The 15667-nt window shown below is 69.9% G+C and carries 14 protein-coding genes and 6 pseudogenes; 9 read left to right on the top strand and 11 right to left on the bottom strand.

Features of this window, described 5'->3' with window-relative positions; translation table 11 throughout:
* Positions 1–200: 200 nt before the first annotated feature.
* Together OG948_RS01985 and OG948_RS01980 are read right to left on the bottom strand one after the other, a co-directional pair.
* Positions 201–470, bottom strand: coding sequence for a thiamine pyrophosphate-dependent enzyme (locus tag OG948_RS01985; protein WP_406293276.1), 270 nt, complete (start codon positions 468–470; stop codon positions 201–203).
* A 701-nt stretch (positions 471–1171) separates the two neighbouring features.
* Positions 1172–1529: pseudogene (locus tag OG948_RS01980) on the bottom strand (alpha/beta fold hydrolase); the annotation flags it as partial.
* 2 nt (positions 1530–1531) lie between these two features.
* On the opposite strand from OG948_RS01980, the pseudogene OG948_RS01975 reads away from it, so the two are divergent.
* Positions 1532–1747 (top strand): annotated as a pseudogene (locus OG948_RS01975) (CGNR zinc finger domain-containing protein); the annotation flags it as partial.
* A 147-nt stretch (positions 1748–1894) separates the two neighbouring features.
* On the opposite strand, the gene OG948_RS01970 reads toward OG948_RS01975, so the two are convergent.
* A complete protein-coding gene (locus tag OG948_RS01970) occupies positions 1895–2932 on the bottom strand; it encodes an amidohydrolase family protein (RefSeq protein ID WP_406293274.1) in 1038 nt (345 codons plus the stop codon).
* Between the two features lie 128 nt (positions 2933–3060).
* On the opposite strand from OG948_RS01970, the gene OG948_RS01965 reads away from it, so the two are divergent.
* Both OG948_RS01965 and OG948_RS01960 read left to right on the top strand, forming a co-directional pair.
* Positions 3061–3828 carry a TetR/AcrR family transcriptional regulator gene (locus OG948_RS01965; RefSeq protein WP_406293273.1) on the top strand — a complete coding sequence of 256 codons (768 nt, stop codon included), beginning with the start codon at positions 3061–3063 and terminating at the stop codon, positions 3826–3828.
* Positions 3828–3998, top strand: a complete 171-nt coding sequence (locus OG948_RS01960; protein ID WP_406300398.1) for a hypothetical protein — start codon at positions 3828–3830, stop codon at positions 3996–3998. Before OG948_RS01965 ends, OG948_RS01960 begins: the two co-directional genes overlap by 1 nt.
* A 60-nt stretch (positions 3999–4058) precedes the next feature.
* Here the strand turns inward: OG948_RS01960 and OG948_RS01955 are convergent.
* A pseudogene (locus tag OG948_RS01955) lies at positions 4059–4178 on the bottom strand (DUF6879 family protein); the annotation flags it as partial.
* Positions 4179–4393: 215 nt separating this feature from the next.
* Between OG948_RS01955 and OG948_RS01950 the strand changes: the two are divergent.
* From OG948_RS01950 to OG948_RS01935, 4 genes and pseudogenes are all read left to right on the top strand, one after another.
* Positions 4394–4702, top strand: a pseudogene (locus tag OG948_RS01950) (thioesterase domain-containing protein); the annotation flags it as partial.
* A 116-nt stretch (positions 4703–4818) separates the two neighbouring features.
* A complete protein-coding gene (locus OG948_RS01945) occupies positions 4819–5082 on the top strand; it encodes a hypothetical protein (protein WP_406293271.1) in 264 nt (87 codons plus the stop codon).
* 388 nt (positions 5083–5470) lie between these two features.
* Complete coding sequence (locus OG948_RS01940; RefSeq protein ID WP_406293269.1) at positions 5471–6856, top strand: FAD-binding protein; 1386 nt, start codon at positions 5471–5473, stop codon at positions 6854–6856.
* 136 nt (positions 6857–6992) lie between these two features.
* Positions 6993–7353 (top strand): annotated as a pseudogene (locus OG948_RS01935) (hypothetical protein); the annotation flags it as partial.
* Between the two features lie 488 nt (positions 7354–7841).
* Here OG948_RS01935 and OG948_RS01930 read toward each other — a convergent pair.
* From OG948_RS01930 to OG948_RS01900, 7 genes and pseudogenes are all read right to left on the bottom strand, one after another.
* Entirely contained in the window at positions 7842–8468 is a 627-nt protein-coding gene (locus OG948_RS01930; RefSeq protein ID WP_406293266.1) for an SMI1/KNR4 family protein, read from the bottom strand.
* A 347-nt stretch (positions 8469–8815) separates the two neighbouring features.
* Positions 8816–9439: a hypothetical protein gene (locus tag OG948_RS01925; protein WP_406293263.1), complete on the bottom strand. Its 624-nt coding sequence runs from the start codon at positions 9437–9439 to the stop codon at positions 8816–8818.
* Positions 9436–9813 (bottom strand): hypothetical protein, encoded by a 378-nt coding sequence (locus OG948_RS01920; RefSeq protein WP_406293260.1) that lies wholly within the window; start codon positions 9811–9813, stop codon positions 9436–9438. The genes OG948_RS01925 and OG948_RS01920 overlap by 4 nt, the downstream gene beginning before the upstream one ends.
* A 91-nt stretch (positions 9814–9904) precedes the next feature.
* Positions 9905–10447, bottom strand: a complete 543-nt coding sequence (locus OG948_RS01915) for a hypothetical protein (protein ID WP_406293258.1) — start codon at positions 10445–10447, stop codon at positions 9905–9907.
* 62 nt (positions 10448–10509) lie between these two features.
* Positions 10510–11118 (bottom strand): hypothetical protein, encoded by a 609-nt coding sequence (locus tag OG948_RS01910; RefSeq protein WP_406293256.1) that lies wholly within the window; start codon positions 11116–11118, stop codon positions 10510–10512.
* Positions 11119–11126: 8 nt separating this feature from the next.
* Positions 11127–11336 carry a hypothetical protein gene (locus OG948_RS01905; protein ID WP_406300397.1) on the bottom strand — a complete coding sequence of 70 codons (210 nt, stop codon included), beginning with the start codon at positions 11334–11336 and terminating at the stop codon, positions 11127–11129.
* Between the two features lie 411 nt (positions 11337–11747).
* Positions 11748–11987 (bottom strand): annotated as a pseudogene (locus tag OG948_RS01900) (hypothetical protein); the annotation flags it as partial.
* A 527-nt stretch (positions 11988–12514) separates the two neighbouring features.
* Here OG948_RS01900 and OG948_RS01895 point away from each other — a divergent pair.
* The gene (locus tag OG948_RS01895) at positions 12515–13879 is read left to right on the top strand and encodes a pentapeptide repeat-containing protein (RefSeq protein WP_406293254.1); all 1365 of its coding nucleotides are present in this window, start codon (positions 12515–12517) and stop codon (positions 13877–13879) included.
* A gap of 720 nt (positions 13880–14599) precedes the next feature.
* Positions 14600–15616 carry an aldo/keto reductase family protein gene (locus tag OG948_RS01890; protein ID WP_406293253.1) on the top strand — a complete coding sequence of 339 codons (1017 nt, stop codon included), beginning with the start codon at positions 14600–14602 and terminating at the stop codon, positions 15614–15616.
* Positions 15617–15667 lie beyond the last annotated feature (51 nt).

The following is a 15667-nucleotide window of genomic DNA, read 5'->3' as shown; positions in this document are numbered from 1 at the left end:
GAGGCGTCGTAGCCCTTCATCGAGAAGGTGGAGGCCGCGAACCCGATCTCGGGCACCACCCGACCCACACGTAGGCGAGCGGGTCCTTGTTCTCGGGGATGCCGATGTGCATGGCTGTTTCCGTCCTGGGGTTGTCCACTGCGGGACGGAGCGGAATGTCGAGCGCGTCGTGGAGTTCGGGTTCGGCGGCCACCGGCCGGTCAACGGCCGGTGGGCGACAGCATGGCCTCGATGAGGTGGGGGCCGGGTTCGGACAGGGCGCGCTCGAATTGCCGGGCCGGTTCCTCGGCGGTCCCGGCTCGGGTGGCGGGTACGCCCATGCCGTTGGCGAGGGAGACGAAGTCCAGGTCGGGGCGGGACAGGTCGAAGAGTTGGGCCGACGCGTCGGCGATGGCGCCGACGCGTTCCAACTCCGCACGCAGGATTGCGTAGAACCTGTTGTCGCCGCCGTCCTCGGCCAGGACGTGCACGCGGGTGTCGGGGGGCGTCGGCAGGCTGGTGCGGCCGGGCTAGGCGAACGAGGTCACCGGGATGCGTGCGCCGCACAAGATGAGGTGCCCGCGCGTCCCGGAACTGGACGGTGATCTCCTCGCCCCGATAGGCGAGGGGCTCGACGGAGGGTATTACGGCGCCTCGGCGCTGACGGGCGGCCCAGTTCCGCGAGAGCAGCCGCGCGCCCGATCCGGCTCGCCGCGCGCAGTCCCCGCTCGCTCAACGCCCGACCGTCGAGCAGGAGTACGCACGGTTCTCCCGAGCGCAGCACGCGTGCGATGACTCGCACGTGCGCCTCGGAAGGCGCAGGAGGGGCGGTCGACTTCACCGGTGGAGCCGGTCGGCCTCCGACCGACCAGGACAGGTCCGCCGGGACGATGAGGGTCGAGACGGACCCGGAGGTGCCGGTGCGTGAGGAGCCCTGCCCGGCCGGTTCGGCGCCTGTGGAGGTCAGCGCCGCCGCGACCGCGTCGGCCGCGTCCGTGCCGAGCGCCTCTGTGGTCGCCGAACGCCGCACCCAGCCGGAGACGGTACCGGCGAGCGCGTCGACATCCGATTCGAGCAGGGAGTCCAGAGGCTTGGGGCCGGTGGCGTGATCCCCGACGACGTTAACGATCGGGGTGTTCGCGCGGCGGGCGAAACCGTCCTCGTAGCCGTAGCCGTAGCCGTAGCCGTAGCCGTAGCCGTAGCCGTAGCCGTTGCCGTTCTGGGTGACGAGGGCGGAGATTCGTTCGGGGTGCTTGAGCGCGAGGCGCCATCCGATGGGGGCGCCGTAGGCGTGGACATAGAGGGCGTAGCGGTCCAGGCCACTTGGTCGAGCAGTCCGGAGGTGAGCTCGGCGAGGGCGTCGAAGGTGTAGGTGAAGTCCTCCACGAGGAGGCGTCGGAGTGGCCGAAGCCGAGGTGGTCCGGCGCGATGACGTGGTAGTCGTCGGCCGGCAGCGGGATGAGTTCGCGGAACATGAAGGAGCTGGTCGGGTGGCCGTGCAGCAGGACGATCGCGGGGGCGTCGGCGGGGCCGGCTTCCCGGTAGAAGATCTCTCAAGACCCCCCGGCACGCCCGCCCGGCGGTCGAGGCGGTTCTGGCCTGGGCCGCCACCGAGAAGTAACTGCCGGGCCGGCTGCGCCCCTGCGCCAACGACGAGTGCCGGCTGTTCCTGCTCGACCGCAGCCGCGCCAACCGTGCCCGCTGGTGCTCGATGGCCGTCTGCGGCAACCGCGAAAAGGCGCGCCGACACTACGAACGCACCCGCTGACGCGTCCCCCTCAGGGCGTTCGCGGCCGACGTTCCCACAAACGATGGCGGGCTTGAGTGGTCGGCGCGTCAACGCTGTTCAGGAGGTTGGCGTAGACCTCTGCCGAAGCGCATGGCGGTGTTCCGGTCGGCCCCTGTGGGTGACGCTTCAGGCCGTCGGGCGCTTGGCGCGGGCGGTGAGGCGTTCCCAGTTGCGGTGGCCGATGTCGACTTTCTGGTCGTCGGTGAAGGGCGAGTTCTCCAGGAAGGAGCGGGCTTCGCCGTTGCTGGTGTCGACGTAGGGGAAGCCGCCGGGGCGGAAGCCGTAGGTGAAGGGGTAGTCGGTGGAGTACAGCATCCGATCGGTGCCCATGACCTCGGCGGTCCAGCGCAGGTAGCGGGGGCTGTTGGTGCCGCTGCCGGCGACCCAGAAGTTCTGCTTGAAGTAGTCCGCCAAGGGCTGCCGCAGACCGCCCGCCTCGCCGAAGAAGCCGGTGTGGTCGAGGTAGAACATGACGACCTCGCCCCAGTGGCCGGCGATCACCTGCAGGTCGGGGAACCGGTCGAAGACCCCCGAGAAGATCATGCGCAGGTACTGGACACCGAGGTCGTAGTACCAGCCGAGTCCGGCCCCGGCCAGCACGGTGCCCACGGGTTCCGGGAGGTTGGAGTAGTAGGCGTCGATGACGAGCTGGACCGGCGTCTGCGGGTGAAAGTGCAACGGCACGGCCAGCCGCTCGGCGGTGGCGTACAGCTCGTCGTTGTCCGGGTGGTCGGCCGGTTTGTCTCCGGTGCGGCCGTAGAGCATGGCTCCGGGAAAGCCCAGTTCGCACACCGCGCGCTCCAGCTCGGCCGAGGCCGCGGCCGGCGACTGGGTGGGTATCGCGGCGAACGCCTGGAAGCGGTCGGGCCGGGAGGCGACGATCTCGGCGAGCTGGTCGTTGACGTCGCGGGCCACCGCGACGGCGTCGGTTTCCGGCAGGTCCTGCACTCCCGGCGACGACAGGGACAGCACCGCGACGTCGATGCCCTGGTCGTCCATGTGCGCCAGTCGCTGTTCACCGACCTCGTGCAGGTTCTTCGCGATGGGGCTGTCGCCGAAGCCACGCGAGAAGATCTGCGGCGATCCGGCCCGCTGGTACGCGTTGTAGACGGCCGGTACGACGACGGTCTCTTCCACCCCGATGATCCGCAGACGTTCGGGCACGACGGTTCTCCTCGTATCGATGTTTCCAATGGAATGCTCTCGACGCTACCAGCGATAGTATCGATGTCAACGTGATGGTGATATCGATGATATTAACACTGGGAACCTGGCGGCGTTATCGTTGATCCATGCCTGTCGAACCGACCCATACGCGGCCTGCCGCAGAGCCCGGTGCCGCCGCGCGTGAGCAGACGCGCCGTCGAGTCGTCGACGCCGCGATCGACCTGCTGGAGCGTGGCGGCCGCGATGCGGTCACCACCCGGGCGGTCGCCGACGCCGCCGGACTGCAGCCACCTGCCCTGTACCGGCTGTTCGGCGACAAGGAGGGGTTGCTGGACGCGGTGGCCGAGTACGGCTTCACCCGGTTCCTGGCCGCCAAGCAGCAGATCGATCCCGCCCCACAGGATCCGGTCAAGGAACTGCGCGACGGCTGGGACGTCGTGGTCGAGTTCGGACTGGCCAACCCGGCGCTGTACACACTGATGTACGGCGAACCCACCCGGTCCACCGCCGTCTTCCGGATCGGCTTCGAACGCCTCAAGGAGCGAATCCGCCGCATCGCCGCCGCGGGCCTCTTGGGTGTGGAAGAGGGCCTCGCGGCTCAGATCGTCCACGCCACTGCCGGCGGCGCCGTCCTGACCTGGCTGTCCATGCCCGAGTCCGAGCGAGACCCCGCACTCCTCGTCACATTGCGCGAAGCGATGATCACCACCGTCACCACCCGGGAACCGGCCGTGCAGGAACCGGGGCCCGCCGGCGCCGCCCGCGCCCTGCGCGCAGCACTGCCCGGCCAGAGCGTCCTCAGCGACGCCGAACGGCACCTCCTGACGGAATGGCTGGAGCGACTTTCCGTTACCAGCCCTTCGCGCCCGGACGGACGGGGCGTGACGACCTGATGCTCGCCGGGCTGGTCCACGACGGGGTCGATCTCGGCACCGACCTGCGCAACGGCGAGTGCGGGCAGAGCGTCTACGCCGTCGGGGTCGGCAGCTTGATCGAGGCCCAACCGGGCGCTGTGGCCGGTGACCGCGACCACGAACCGACGGCCGACCGAGCACTCCGGTGAAGCCGGCACCAACCTCGGGCCGAGCCCGTGCGGGATCTTCGGAGTGGCAGGCCGCTTGTTTTCCGCCCGGCGCGGCAGCCACCGGACCGACTCCCCGGCCACCATGTTCGTGAACGTGCCGTCGTGCTCGAAGGCGATGTGGTCGGAGACCGGTTCGGACACCATACGCAGCCGGCGCACCGCCACCCCGACAACGCCTCCGACAGCGCCGGACCACCCGCCGGTGCCGCGGCCGGAGCACTGGACACGATGCTTGCGAAGGCCATCGAGGACGGGGCGTTGGAGCGGTTCTTCGCCACCGTCGACGCACTCTCGTACTTCCGGCCGTCGTTGGAGAAGAGTGCGCCCGCCGCGCCGATCAGGTTGGCCGAGGGTGCCCGGGGCGCGCGGCTGATCTGCTTCCCGGCGTTCGTCGGCAGGTCGGGTGCGCACCACTACGCCCGCCTGGCCGTTGTGCTGCGCGGCATCCGGGACGTGCTCGTCGTGCCCCACCCGGGATTCCTCCGCGACGAGAAACTGCCCGCCGATCTGGACGCGTTGCCGGCCGCACACGTGGAGAGCGTCGTCGCGGCGGCGGCCGGGGAGCCGTTCGTGCGGTGGGACACTCCTCGGGCGGAATCGTGGCGCAGGCGGTGGCCGGGCGTCTGGAGACGACCGGTGTCGCACCCGCCGCGGTGGCCGCGATCGACAGCCACCTGCCGACGTGGACGCGCGGATCCTTGGGGGCGGACCTACCGGCCGGGTTGGTATCCGAACTGGTCGATCGCAACGACAGTGTCGGCGGCCTCGGGGACCGTGGACCGACGCCTGGATCACCGCGATGGCGAGATACCTCTCCTTCGATCGGCGGCCGGGACCGATCGCCGCGCCGAGCCTGTTGCTCCGCGCCGCCGACCCGTTGGGCGACGGCGCGAGCCTGGCCGGTCTGTCGCCGTGGGACCTGATGGATGCCGCCGTCGACGTGCCGGGTGACCACTTCACCGTGATGGAGGACCGCGCGGACCACACGGCGCGCGTGCTCGGCGATTGGCTCCGCGGCGAGGTCGAGGGCCGGGAACACGCGACGGGGACGGTGACTTCGTGACCGGGACGGAGCATGCACTGGTACTGGGCGCGGGACTCGCGGGAACGCTCGCCGTGGCCGCCCTCGCGCGTCACGCCGACACGGTCACGGTGGTCGACCGGGACCGGCTGCCCGACGGGCCGGGAACACGCAAGGGAACGCCGCAGGCCCATCACGCCCATCTGCTGATGGCCGGCGGCGCCCGGGCGATCGAGGAACTGGTACCGGGCACACCTGACCGCGGGAGGGGACGCGCTGCGGGCCCCGCACGTCCTGGCGACCCTGCGGGGAGCCATCCCGGCACCGCTCGGCCGGCCCCCGATCACGCCCGCGGAGGCGCGGTTCGTCGAGGCGCGGGCCGGTGCGGCCCGCTTTGGATCAACCGGCACGTTGTCAGTAGCTTTGCCGAATGACTGACTCGACATCCAGGCGGTTACCGATCGAGCGCAGGCGGTTGGCCGGGTGGGGGCGTACCGCGCCGACCCATGCCGATGTGCTGAGTACGGACAACGTCGAGGTGATCGCGCGTGCCGTGCGGGAGGTGGGCGGCCGGGGTGTGATCGCCCGGGGGCTGGGCCGCTCGTACGGGGATCCGGCGCAGAACGCGGGTGGGCTCGTCGTTGACATGACGGCGCTGCGGCGGATCCACTCGATCGACGCCGATTCCGGTCTGGTCGTTCTCGACGCCGGGGTGGATCTGGATCAACTGATGCGTGCCGCTCTGCCGTTCAGGCTGTGGGTGCCGACGTTGCCGGGCACCCGGCAGGTGACCGTCGGCGGGGCGATCGGCTCCGACATTCACGGCAAGAACCACCACACCGCGGGCAGCTTCGGCAACCACGTGGTGTCGATGGACCTGTTGACCGCCGACGGCGAGATCCACACCCTCACCCCCGACGGCCCGGAATCCGAGTTGTTCTGGTGCACGGTGGGCGGCATGGGGCTGACCGGGATCGTGCTGCGCGCCACGATCCGGATGACCAAGACCGAGACCGCGTATTTCGTGACGGATCACGACCGGACGGAATCGCTGGAGGAGACGGTCGCGTTCTTCTCCGACGGCTCCGATGCCGAATACGACTACTCCGCCGCGTGGTTCGACGTCATGTCCAAGGGCTCTCGACTCGGCCGCGCGGCCATCGGACGGGCCTCGTTGGCGAAGCTCGACGAGTTGCCGCGGAAGCTGCGCTCGAATCCGCTGAAGTTCGACGCCCCGCAACTGATGACGGTGCCCGACGTCTTCCCCAGCGGACTGGCGATGAACAGGCTCTCGTTCCTCGCTCTCGGCGAGTTCTACTACCGCACCACGCCCCGGCGCGGCCGAGGTCGGGTCCAGAACCTGACCGCGTTCTACCACCCGTTGGACCTGTTCGGCGAGTGGAACCGCGCCTACGGCGCGAAGGGGTTCCTGCAATACCAGTTCATCGTCCCCTTCGGCGAGGAGGCGGGATTCTGCGAACTGGTCCGACACATCGCGGGCTCCGGACAGTACTCCGCCCTCAACGTCATCAAGCGTTTCGGCGCGGGCAACCGCGCCCCCATGTCGTTCCCGGCTCCGGGGTGGACCATCGCGGTCGACTTCCCCGTCCGGCCCGGGCTGGCGCGGTTGTGCGACGAACTGGACGAGCGGGTAGCGGACATGGGTGGACGGCTGTATCTGGCCAAGGAATCCCGGGCGGCTCCGGAGACCATCCATGCGATGTATCCGCGTCTGGACGAATGGCGCAAGGTTCGGCGATCCGTCGACCCGGAGGGCGTGTTCGTCTCGGACATGAGCCGGCGTCTCGAACTCTGAGGCCCGGCACCTCCCGATCACTTCATGCTGTCAGGTCGGGCGGGCAGTGCTGGGGTGGGTCGGGACAGAGTTCGGGGGCGATGTTGTCGGGGCGCTTCATTGTTGCGAGTGATCACACTCGGTGAGCCTGCCGGGCATGACGACTTTGCTCGATGAACTCGTAGGCAAGGCACTGCGGCGCGAAGCCCCGTCCCGCGACGAGGCGTTGGGAATTCTGACCGGGACGGAGGAGACGTTGGACATCGTCGCGGCGGCACCTCTTCGGTCGACGGATGAAGCTCAATACGATCATCAACATGAAGAGCGGGCTGTGCCCGGAGGATTGCTCCGACTGCTCCTACTGCCCCTATTGCTCCCACTGCTCCCAGTGGCTCGGGTCGGCGGCGGAGATCCTGGAGTATTCGTGGATCTCGCCGGAGGAGGCCGCGCGGACCGCCGACCAGGCTGTGCGGGCCGGCGCCAAGCGGATGCTGTTCGCGTGCCCGGTTCTCGAGGGCGGCCTTGTGTGCGGCTCGCACGATGTCGGCGGTGGTCTCGGTGAGGATCGCGAGCAGTTCCGTGTCGGTGTCGCTCAGGCCGTGGTAGCGGTTGGCGGGGCGTAGCAGGAGACGGCCTCGGCGGGGCGGCCGGAGCCGGCAGCGGCGAGCCGGTCGATCAGCCGGCGCCGGAACGGTGTGTCCTGGGTGCTCCCGGCGGGGTCGTGGTCGTCGTATTCGGGTTCGGGATCGTCGAGTTCGCCGGTCGGCCGGCGCCGGAACGGTGTGTCCTGGGCGCTCCGGGCCGGGGCGTGGTCGTCGTTCTCGGGATTGCCGGGACTGATGGCAGCCGTGGTCGGATCCCCACCACGGCTGCGGTGGCGTACGCGAGGTCCACTCGAACGAGGGACGCGCCGATGGAGGCCGGGCAACGGTCGGGCGGCGGATCGACGGGCGGTGCGTCGTTGCGGGTTCGCGATGCCGTGCCACTGCTTCGGACGGTTTCCGGGTCAGTCGTACTCCCATGTGATGGAGGAGTTGCCGTCGGGATCGGTCCAGGTGAGTGGGCGTTGGCCCCGGAACGGTGTGCCGTGTTCGAGGGAGTCGGTCAATCGGTCGAACAGGTCGGCGAGATCCGTCGCCCAGACCGTGCATTCGCCGTAGCAGCACTCGAAGACGGTGCCCCACAGCGGACCCGGGTGGTGGTCGACGTAGATCTCGCCGCCGTCGATCGCGCGCGCGATCGGCACCCACGACGCGATGTGCCCTTCATGGAAGTCCTCACGAAAGCCGTCCACGTAGTGCTCCGGCACGAAGACCTCCTCGAAGTCCTGCGCCTGCTCCTCGACGGACGCGTAGCCCCGGGTCGTGTCCTCGATGCCGTGGAGGCGATACCCGGCCAGGAAACAACCGCCGACCACCCCGGCCTCCTCCTCCGAATCGCGGACGCCGTCGTGGCGCTCCCACAACGCCGCCAGTTGCGGATGGAGGGCGAATCCCAGCCTGTCCCGCAGCCTTTCCACAGCCCCGGGTACGGGCGGGCCGCGCAACGCGGCGTGATCGAGCGGCGAGAACACCGCCAGAGCCGGCTCGAACCGACCCCACACCCGCTCGAATGCCGCCGCCGTGTCGTCCATCCCCGCACCCTACGAACCCACTCCGACAAGCAACCCCGGCCGGCGACGGCTGTGTCGTCTCGGTGGCGTGTTGAGGGCGCGATGCCCTGACCTGGGGTGCAGCACCGATTGAGAATGTTGGTCTGTGCTTGGTGACCTGGGACTTCGGTGTGTGCTGTCGGGTGTGCTCCTCGACGAAGGGGCGGTTGACCTGCGGTGCCGCAGGGTTTGAGAGAGTCGCGCAACGCGATTCGTCGGGTGCCCGGGGACGTCGTGGCGGCGGCGTTGCGGATGTACGCGTACGAGGATGCGCGGGCGGCGGCGGCGAGCGAGCGGGCGGTCCGGTTGGTCGGGAGGCCCTGGCCGGGTCAGCGCCCCCCGATGCGGAAGGCCCGAAAGACCTCTCGGGTGGCGTTCCCGATGGGCCGAAGGATCGCCCGGATCGCCCGGCCGATCGGCGCGAGTACGTGATTCCGGATCGGGACGAGCACGGCGCGCCACAGCCACGACAGCGGACGCACGATCAGGAGGTCGAACACCGCGGTCGACACGCCCCCCGCGAACCACAGCGCCCCGATCAGTGCGAACGCGACCGGGGCCAGCACATATCGCCCGACCGGGGCCAGCACATATCGGCACAGCAGTGCGCCGGGCTTGATCAGGAGGTAGCGAATCAGGAACACGAACGGTGGCCGCAGCAGCCGCTTCACGACCCAGGCGATCGCGTTGCCGATCGGAACCAGCACATGGCGGGCCACGAATTTGAGGATCGGGCGTAGGAACCAGTCCCACAGCAGGATCCTCAGGCCCTTGAGGATCGGGCGCAGGAACCACGTCCAGCACAGGATCCGGATCCCCTTGCCGATCAGCTTGAGCAGTTCCCACAGCAGCCGCAGCGGGACCACGACGATCACCGCGATGATCCGGGCCGGCCAGCGGATCATCGCGTACAGGAGGCCTTCATCCGGTTCTCGCGACCTGGTGGTGGTCACCGTTCCGGTCCTCGATCGCTCTCCACGGCCGGGAGCCGGGTGAGGGTGTACCAGGAGACCACCACGGCAGCCGCGTACGCGGCCGGGTTCCACCATCGCCGGATGTTGCCCGGACGGACGGGGGGCCACGCCCACGCGGCCGGCGCGATGCCCGCGGAGAGCGTGTTCGCGGCCCCGGACAGGAGCCGGCAGGCCCTGCACCCGCCGCCGTCGGTGCAGGAACCGGGCGTGAAGGCGAGCACGAAGAACCGCATGCCCGAGACGGGGACGAGCGGCACGGTGACGACGGCGGGGATCACCCACCAGTAGGGCGCGTGATCCCACGGCGAGGGCGACTCGGGCGGCGCGGCGGAGCCCGGGGGCGAGATGCTCACGCACCACCGCACGAGAGGACGCAGGGGTCGACGGACTGCGCCGCCGCGCCGGCGGTGAGCACGAGCACCCTCGGGGTCGACGGTGCGCGTTTCACGCGGTCGTGGTTTCGCATGACCATGGGACGAAGCGGAACCCGGACCGGTTCCATGCCCGTTCGGACCCACAGGACCACGGCCGACAACCCCCGGCCCTCGCCCGGGTCCTCGGAACACCCCTGGCCGGCGCCCTCGTCGCCCGCCTCCGCGCGGCCGCACCCGCACCCTCGTCGCCCGCCTCCGCGCCGCCGCAACCGACGACGAAGACGACCTCTCCCGCGCCCTCATCGGCGCCGAAGCCGCCGACTGCCTCGTCCAACTCACCCTGGCCGACGTCATCACCGCCGCCAAAGTCCTCGGCGCCCTCGACGAAGCCGCCGAAGACCCGGCCTCCTTGGCCCCCGAACTCGCCACCCGCCTGCCTCGACTCCTCGGCGTCCTCCACGCCCACCACCCCGACGCCGGCCTCGACCGAGCCCTCACCCGCTTCCTCGCCCTCGACCACACCCACCTCGACGCAGCCTTCGAACTCGCCCTCGACGACCTGCGCACCGCACTCGAGACCGCCGACTACACCACGATGGCCGTGCAACTCCACGCGACCCGCGACCACTTCGCAGCCATCACCGCCACAGACCCCGACCGCGTCGACGCCCACCTCTACCGCGCCGCACTCGACGCCGTCCTGGACTGTCCGCCCCCGACGCCCGCACCCGCGTTCCCCTCGCGGCCGCGGAACCGCGCACCGCGTTGCACCGCTACACCTGGGCTGTCCGATGACCTCATTCCCCGTCCGGTCAAGGCATCCGGGGGCGAGGCCCGGGTGGCCTCCACATCGATGAACAGGTCCTCGAGGTTGTGCGACTCGAGCTCGACCTGCCTGAACTTGACCTTGGAGTCTTCCTCCCACTGGGTGGCGATCACCGCCGACAACAGATCCCGCAACGCGTTCTCGTGGGCGGCGACCCGATCACTCTCGATCAGATATCGGACCAGGTCGTGGCCGGCGAGCATGTCGGCGTAGGCCCACTCGAGTTCCGTGGGCGCGGTGTCCACGCGCGCGCCCACGTCCGCGCGCCACCACACGCGCATCTTGACGCCGAAGTCCGCGCCCAGATCGACCAGGACGGTGTCGAACTTGTCCATGCTGCCCTTCTCGGGCACTGCGGTTCCCGCCACCGACGTGATCAGGTAGTAGTCGCGGGCACCCTCGGCGACGAGCCGCCGGATGTTGGCCTCCTCCTTGATGGTGGCCTTCAACCGCGTCACCGGGTTCTTCACGGCATTGCCGACCACTTGACCTGGTAGATCACCGTGCGCCCGCCGGTGGTGTCGACCGCGTCCCGGCCTTCGTCGGAATGCCCCACCGGATAGCACCGCATGTCCGGCTTCTCACGAGCGAGCAACGCGCCGCACAACTGTTGGAACGGCTTCTCGCCCAACCGCTCGTACTGATACCGCCACGACTGACCGCCGTCACCGCTCACCACAAGCCCCCACCCCGAGCTCCGGACACCAACACGCCGGAGCCACAACGGCGCAACCCCCGTCACCGAACGTCGAAACGCAGACGACCGGCGTCCCGGATCCCGGTAGGCGACGAGCCACCGCACACGGGACACGGCATCGGCCCGAGGACACCCCGTGCCGGTACCGGCGGTCCACTCCATCCGCATCGTCACCTTCGCGCGACCACCGGCCACCCGGTGGACATTCGCATCGCGCCCGACCCCGAGCCCCAACCGCGCCGCGAACCGGGCTCCCGCGCGACCGCCCACGGCCGCGCCGATCGCCCGCACGAGCGTGTTCGCGGCCTCCGTGGACCGACCGTGACGCCTGGTCAAGGACGCGACCTGCTCGACGAACGTCCTTCTCCCGCAGGCGACTTCGTCACACACGAAGCGGCGCGCACGCAGGAGGACGAACACACGCCGGTCGCCGAGCGGCCGATCCGCGAGCCGTCGCGTATGGACGTCGTGCACTCTGCCGCCCTCACACCCAAACCCGGGACAACGCGCCGTCGGGCGCCCACAGTGCGCGTCGACCTGCACCGCGTCACCGACGACCCGGACCCCGGCCACCACCAGGTCCTCGACCTCCGGCCACACCAACCCCCGGAACCCTCCGACGTTCTCCATGCGAACGACGCTGAACGCCCAACCTCACCCGGAGCACCGGTTGTTCGGAAGTGACCGTCCCGAAATACGCGCCACAGCCTTGAATCCCCAGGGGGCGATGCAGGTCTCGCCGGTGCCGCGCCGGGCATCACATCGCCGGCCCCGGACCGGGGTCGTCGAACTCTGTCGGCCGAGGCGCGCGTTTCGCCGGTCCGCCTGCGGGGTTGTCGGTCGGGCTCGTAACGTGGGTGGGTGTTCTCGCCGATGCCGGTGACGCCGCCTTTGCCCCGGTTGGGTCGCAGTCGGGAAGTTCGTCGCGTGGTGGGCTGGGTGACGGGCGCAGTCCCGGCCGGTGACCCGCGCGCCGGCATGCGCTCGACGGGTTCCGACGGCCGGGCGCGGGCCGGTGAGGGGTCGGCCGTCGCAGCGGATGTGTCCCGATGCGCCCACACACTCCGGTCGCGCCACCCGGCTGCCGCGGTCGAACGAGTCGCGTGGCCCGGCCCGTAGCCCACTCGCCCCCTGATCCGCTCCCGAGAGGTGGCCCCGTGATCTCCCTGAACGAACTGCGCACGCGCGGCGCCGACGTAGAGGATGCCGTCCTGAATTTCGCCCGCCTTCACCCCCGCGCCGACGAGACCCCACCCCGTCGAGCGAAGTCGGTGCAGATCCGGCTCCGCCGGATGTTCCATGGCCTGCTCCGGACGCGGAGGTCGTCGACGTCGACAGCGGGGCGTGGTGCGCTGCTCGCACACCGGGCCGACCTGTCGGCGGCAGTGCCCCCACTCGGCGACGAAGCCCTCCACGACTGGGGCCGTGCCGAAGGGCACTGGACCCGTCTCGTGCGCATCATCGAGGGCGGGGGAACCGCCTCCACCACCGCCGATCGGATCCCGCCGCGGGCCGAGAACGCGGCCTTGGACCTCCTCCTGGTTTTTGATACCTCCGACCGCCGGTTCGGTTGTCCGATGTGCCGGATCCTCGATCCTTCACTCCCGGGTGAACGCCTCGCCCCGGAGACCGCGGTGGACCACGAAAGCCCCGAGCGCGACGGCAACCCGGACGAGACCACACGCCAGGCCGCCGTCCTGAGGGGCCTGCTCCTGCTCGCCGCTCCGTCCGCCCCCAGTAAGGCGATTACCGTCGCCGCCGACGTCATCGCCCGTCGCTCCGACGCGCCGACACCGCCCACCGGAGCCGTGTCCGAAGCCGCCGCGCTCACCATCGATCGCCCCGGCGGCGACGCATCCCGGTACCTGGCAGGCGCGAACCTGACCGACGCCCAGTTGGCCGGCCAGGACTTGAGGTGCGCGAACCTGCTCGGCGCGGACCTCGTCGGCGCCCGCCTGGTCAAGGCGAATCTCTCGCGCGCGAACCTGACCGGCGCGAACCTCGCGCGCGCGGAGCTGTATTGGTCGAATCTCCATCGCGCGGATCTGACCGGTGCGAGCCTGACCGGCGCGGACCTGATTGAGGCGAATCTGACGGGTGCGGTCCTGGCGGACGCGAATCTGACCAGGGCCGATGTGTCAGGCGCGACTCTGACGAACGCCGATCTGACCGGCGCCGACCTCACCGCCGCGCGCCTGGGCAATTGGCCCGCCTTTTTCGGGGGCGCGGTCCTCGTCGACGCGGACCTGACGGGCGCGGACCTGACCGACGCGGACCTGGCGGGCGCGGACCTGACCGGCGCGAACCTCTGCGGGGCGCGCCTGACCCGCGCGGATCTGACGCGTGCGCAGCTCGGACGCGCGGTTCTGGCGGGCTCGGACCTGACCGACGCGACGGGCGTGCGGGTGGTCGCCGGGGTGGTGTGGGATCGGGAGACACGATGGCCCGAAGGGCTCGCGGACGACTTCCTCGCCCGCTCCGAGGAAACGAACCCCGGCGTGTTCCGAGTCGAAGGCGACTGAACACTCGAGCGGCAATTCCGGCTCGGCCAGGGCCATCGCCCGGGACCCAAGGTCCGCGGCGCTGAGCCGCGCGTGGACTTCGGCCCACACCCTCGGCCCACACCCTCGACCCGCTCCTCGGCAGCATCCCCGGGGCGATGCCGATGGCCCGGTCGACGGCCTCCGGTGGTGCCCCGAGGCTTCGGCGAGGAGGTTGACTGCTCTGACGTCCCCGTGTATCCGCACGGTCCGATCGGCGTGCCGCCGCCAACCAGCGCCGCACCGTACGCTCCGACACACCTACGCCTCGGCAGTGACCCGCACGTGCGCGCGGGTGACACCACCGGCTACCCGCCACGGCCGGCAGACGCCGCATCACCACGGACGCATCCGAAGAACCGGCAGCAGGATGTACCGATGTCGAAGACCGATCCCTCGCCATGAGAGCAAGCACACCGGCGCCCCCGGATCCCGGACACAGGAACGGGCAACCCCACGCCAGAACAACCCGCTTGAGTCAAGCACCCGATGTCGGTCGACGGTCATCCCCGCGGGGCACACGAGCCTTCCAGACGCGGACCCGCCTCGCCCGTGCCACTCGTCCAAGGAACCGCGGGTACCGCCGGCCGGGAGAAGCCGCCCGCATCGAGGGCGTGCCGAACTCTCGTGGTGACGACCGCTCGACGCGCCCATCATCGGGTTTTCGGGTCGTGCGTGAAAGTCTGTTGGTAGCTTTATCTCATGAATTTCCGTCATCTTGGACGCAGCGGTTTGATCGTCAGTCAGATCGCGTACGGAAACTGGTTGACCCGGAATTCTTCGAGAAACGAGGACACGGAAGTCGCCTGTGTACGAGCCGCGCTCGACGCCGGAATCACCACCTTCGACACCGCCGACATCTACGCGGACGGCGGTGCGGAGGAGTCCTTGGGCCGGGCTCTGAAGGGAGAGCGCCGCGAGGGTTTGGAGATCCTCACGAAGGTGTTCGCGCCTGTCGGCCCAGGACGCAACGATCTCGGGCTGTCGCGCAAGCACATATCCGAGTCGATCAACCAATCCCTGCGCCGACTGGGCACCGATCACGTGGACGTCTACCAGGCCCACCGGTTCGACCTGTCCACCCCGCTGGAGGAGACCATGGAGGCGCTGGCCGACGTGGTTCACTCGGGCAAGGCGCACTACATCGGGGTCTCCGAGTGGAGCGCCGAACAGATCCGGACCGGGCATGCCCTGGCCCGCGAACTCAAGATCTCCCTGGTGTCCAACCAACCGCAGTACTCGGCCCTGTGGCGCGTGCCGGAGGCCGAGGTGATGCCGGCCTGCGCGGAACTGGGCATCGGGCAGATCGTCTGGTCGCCGCTGGCCCAAGGGGTGCTGACCGGCAAGTATGTGCCCGGCCGGGACTGGCCGCAGGGTTCTCGCGCGACCGATTCCAACGACGGTTCGTCGGTGCTCGCGAACTGGCTGACCGACGATGTCCTGAGCCGGGTGGCGCAGTTGCGGTCCATCGCGGCAGACCTGGGGCTGACCCTCGCCCAGTTCTCGCTCGCCTGGGTGCTCCGACACCCGAACGTCTCCTGTGCCGTGCTCGGCGCGTCCCGCCCCGAGCAGATCACCGACAACGCCAAGGCCGTGGACGTCCGGCTGGACGAGGAGACCTTGACCCGGATCGACGAGATCCTCGACCCGGTCGTGAGCCGCGACCCGGCTGCCACCCGGGAACTCAGTCCCCCGGACCCGGGCTGGCGTCTCGTCTGACGGCGAGCACACGCACGAGGGGCCGCCCCGCGGACGTGGCGAACGTCCGCG

The organism is Embleya sp. NBC_00888 (assembly GCF_045207655.1).
Classification (GTDB): Bacteria; Actinomycetota; Actinomycetes; order Streptomycetales; family Streptomycetaceae; genus Embleya.
This window is presented reverse-complemented; position numbering and strand designations above follow the sequence as displayed.

Coding starts and splice junctions, on each gene's coding strand:
- OG948_RS01960 (WP_406300398.1), top strand. CDS start 3,828: ATGCTCGCCGGGCTGGTCCACGACGGGGTCGATCTCGGCACCGACCTG.
- OG948_RS01940 (WP_406293269.1), top strand. CDS start 5,471: ATGACTGACTCGACATCCAGGCGGTTACCGATCGAGCGCAGGCGGTTG.
- OG948_RS01965 (WP_406293273.1), top strand. CDS start 3,061: ATGCCTGTCGAACCGACCCATACGCGGCCTGCCGCAGAGCCCGGTGCC.
- OG948_RS01890 (WP_406293253.1), top strand. CDS start 14,600: ATGAATTTCCGTCATCTTGGACGCAGCGGTTTGATCGTCAGTCAGATC.
- OG948_RS01930 (WP_406293266.1), bottom strand. CDS start 8,468: ATGGACGACACGGCGGCGGCATTCGAGCGGGTGTGGGGTCGGTTCGAG.
- OG948_RS01945 (WP_406293271.1), top strand. CDS start 4,819: ATGGCGAGATACCTCTCCTTCGATCGGCGGCCGGGACCGATCGCCGCG.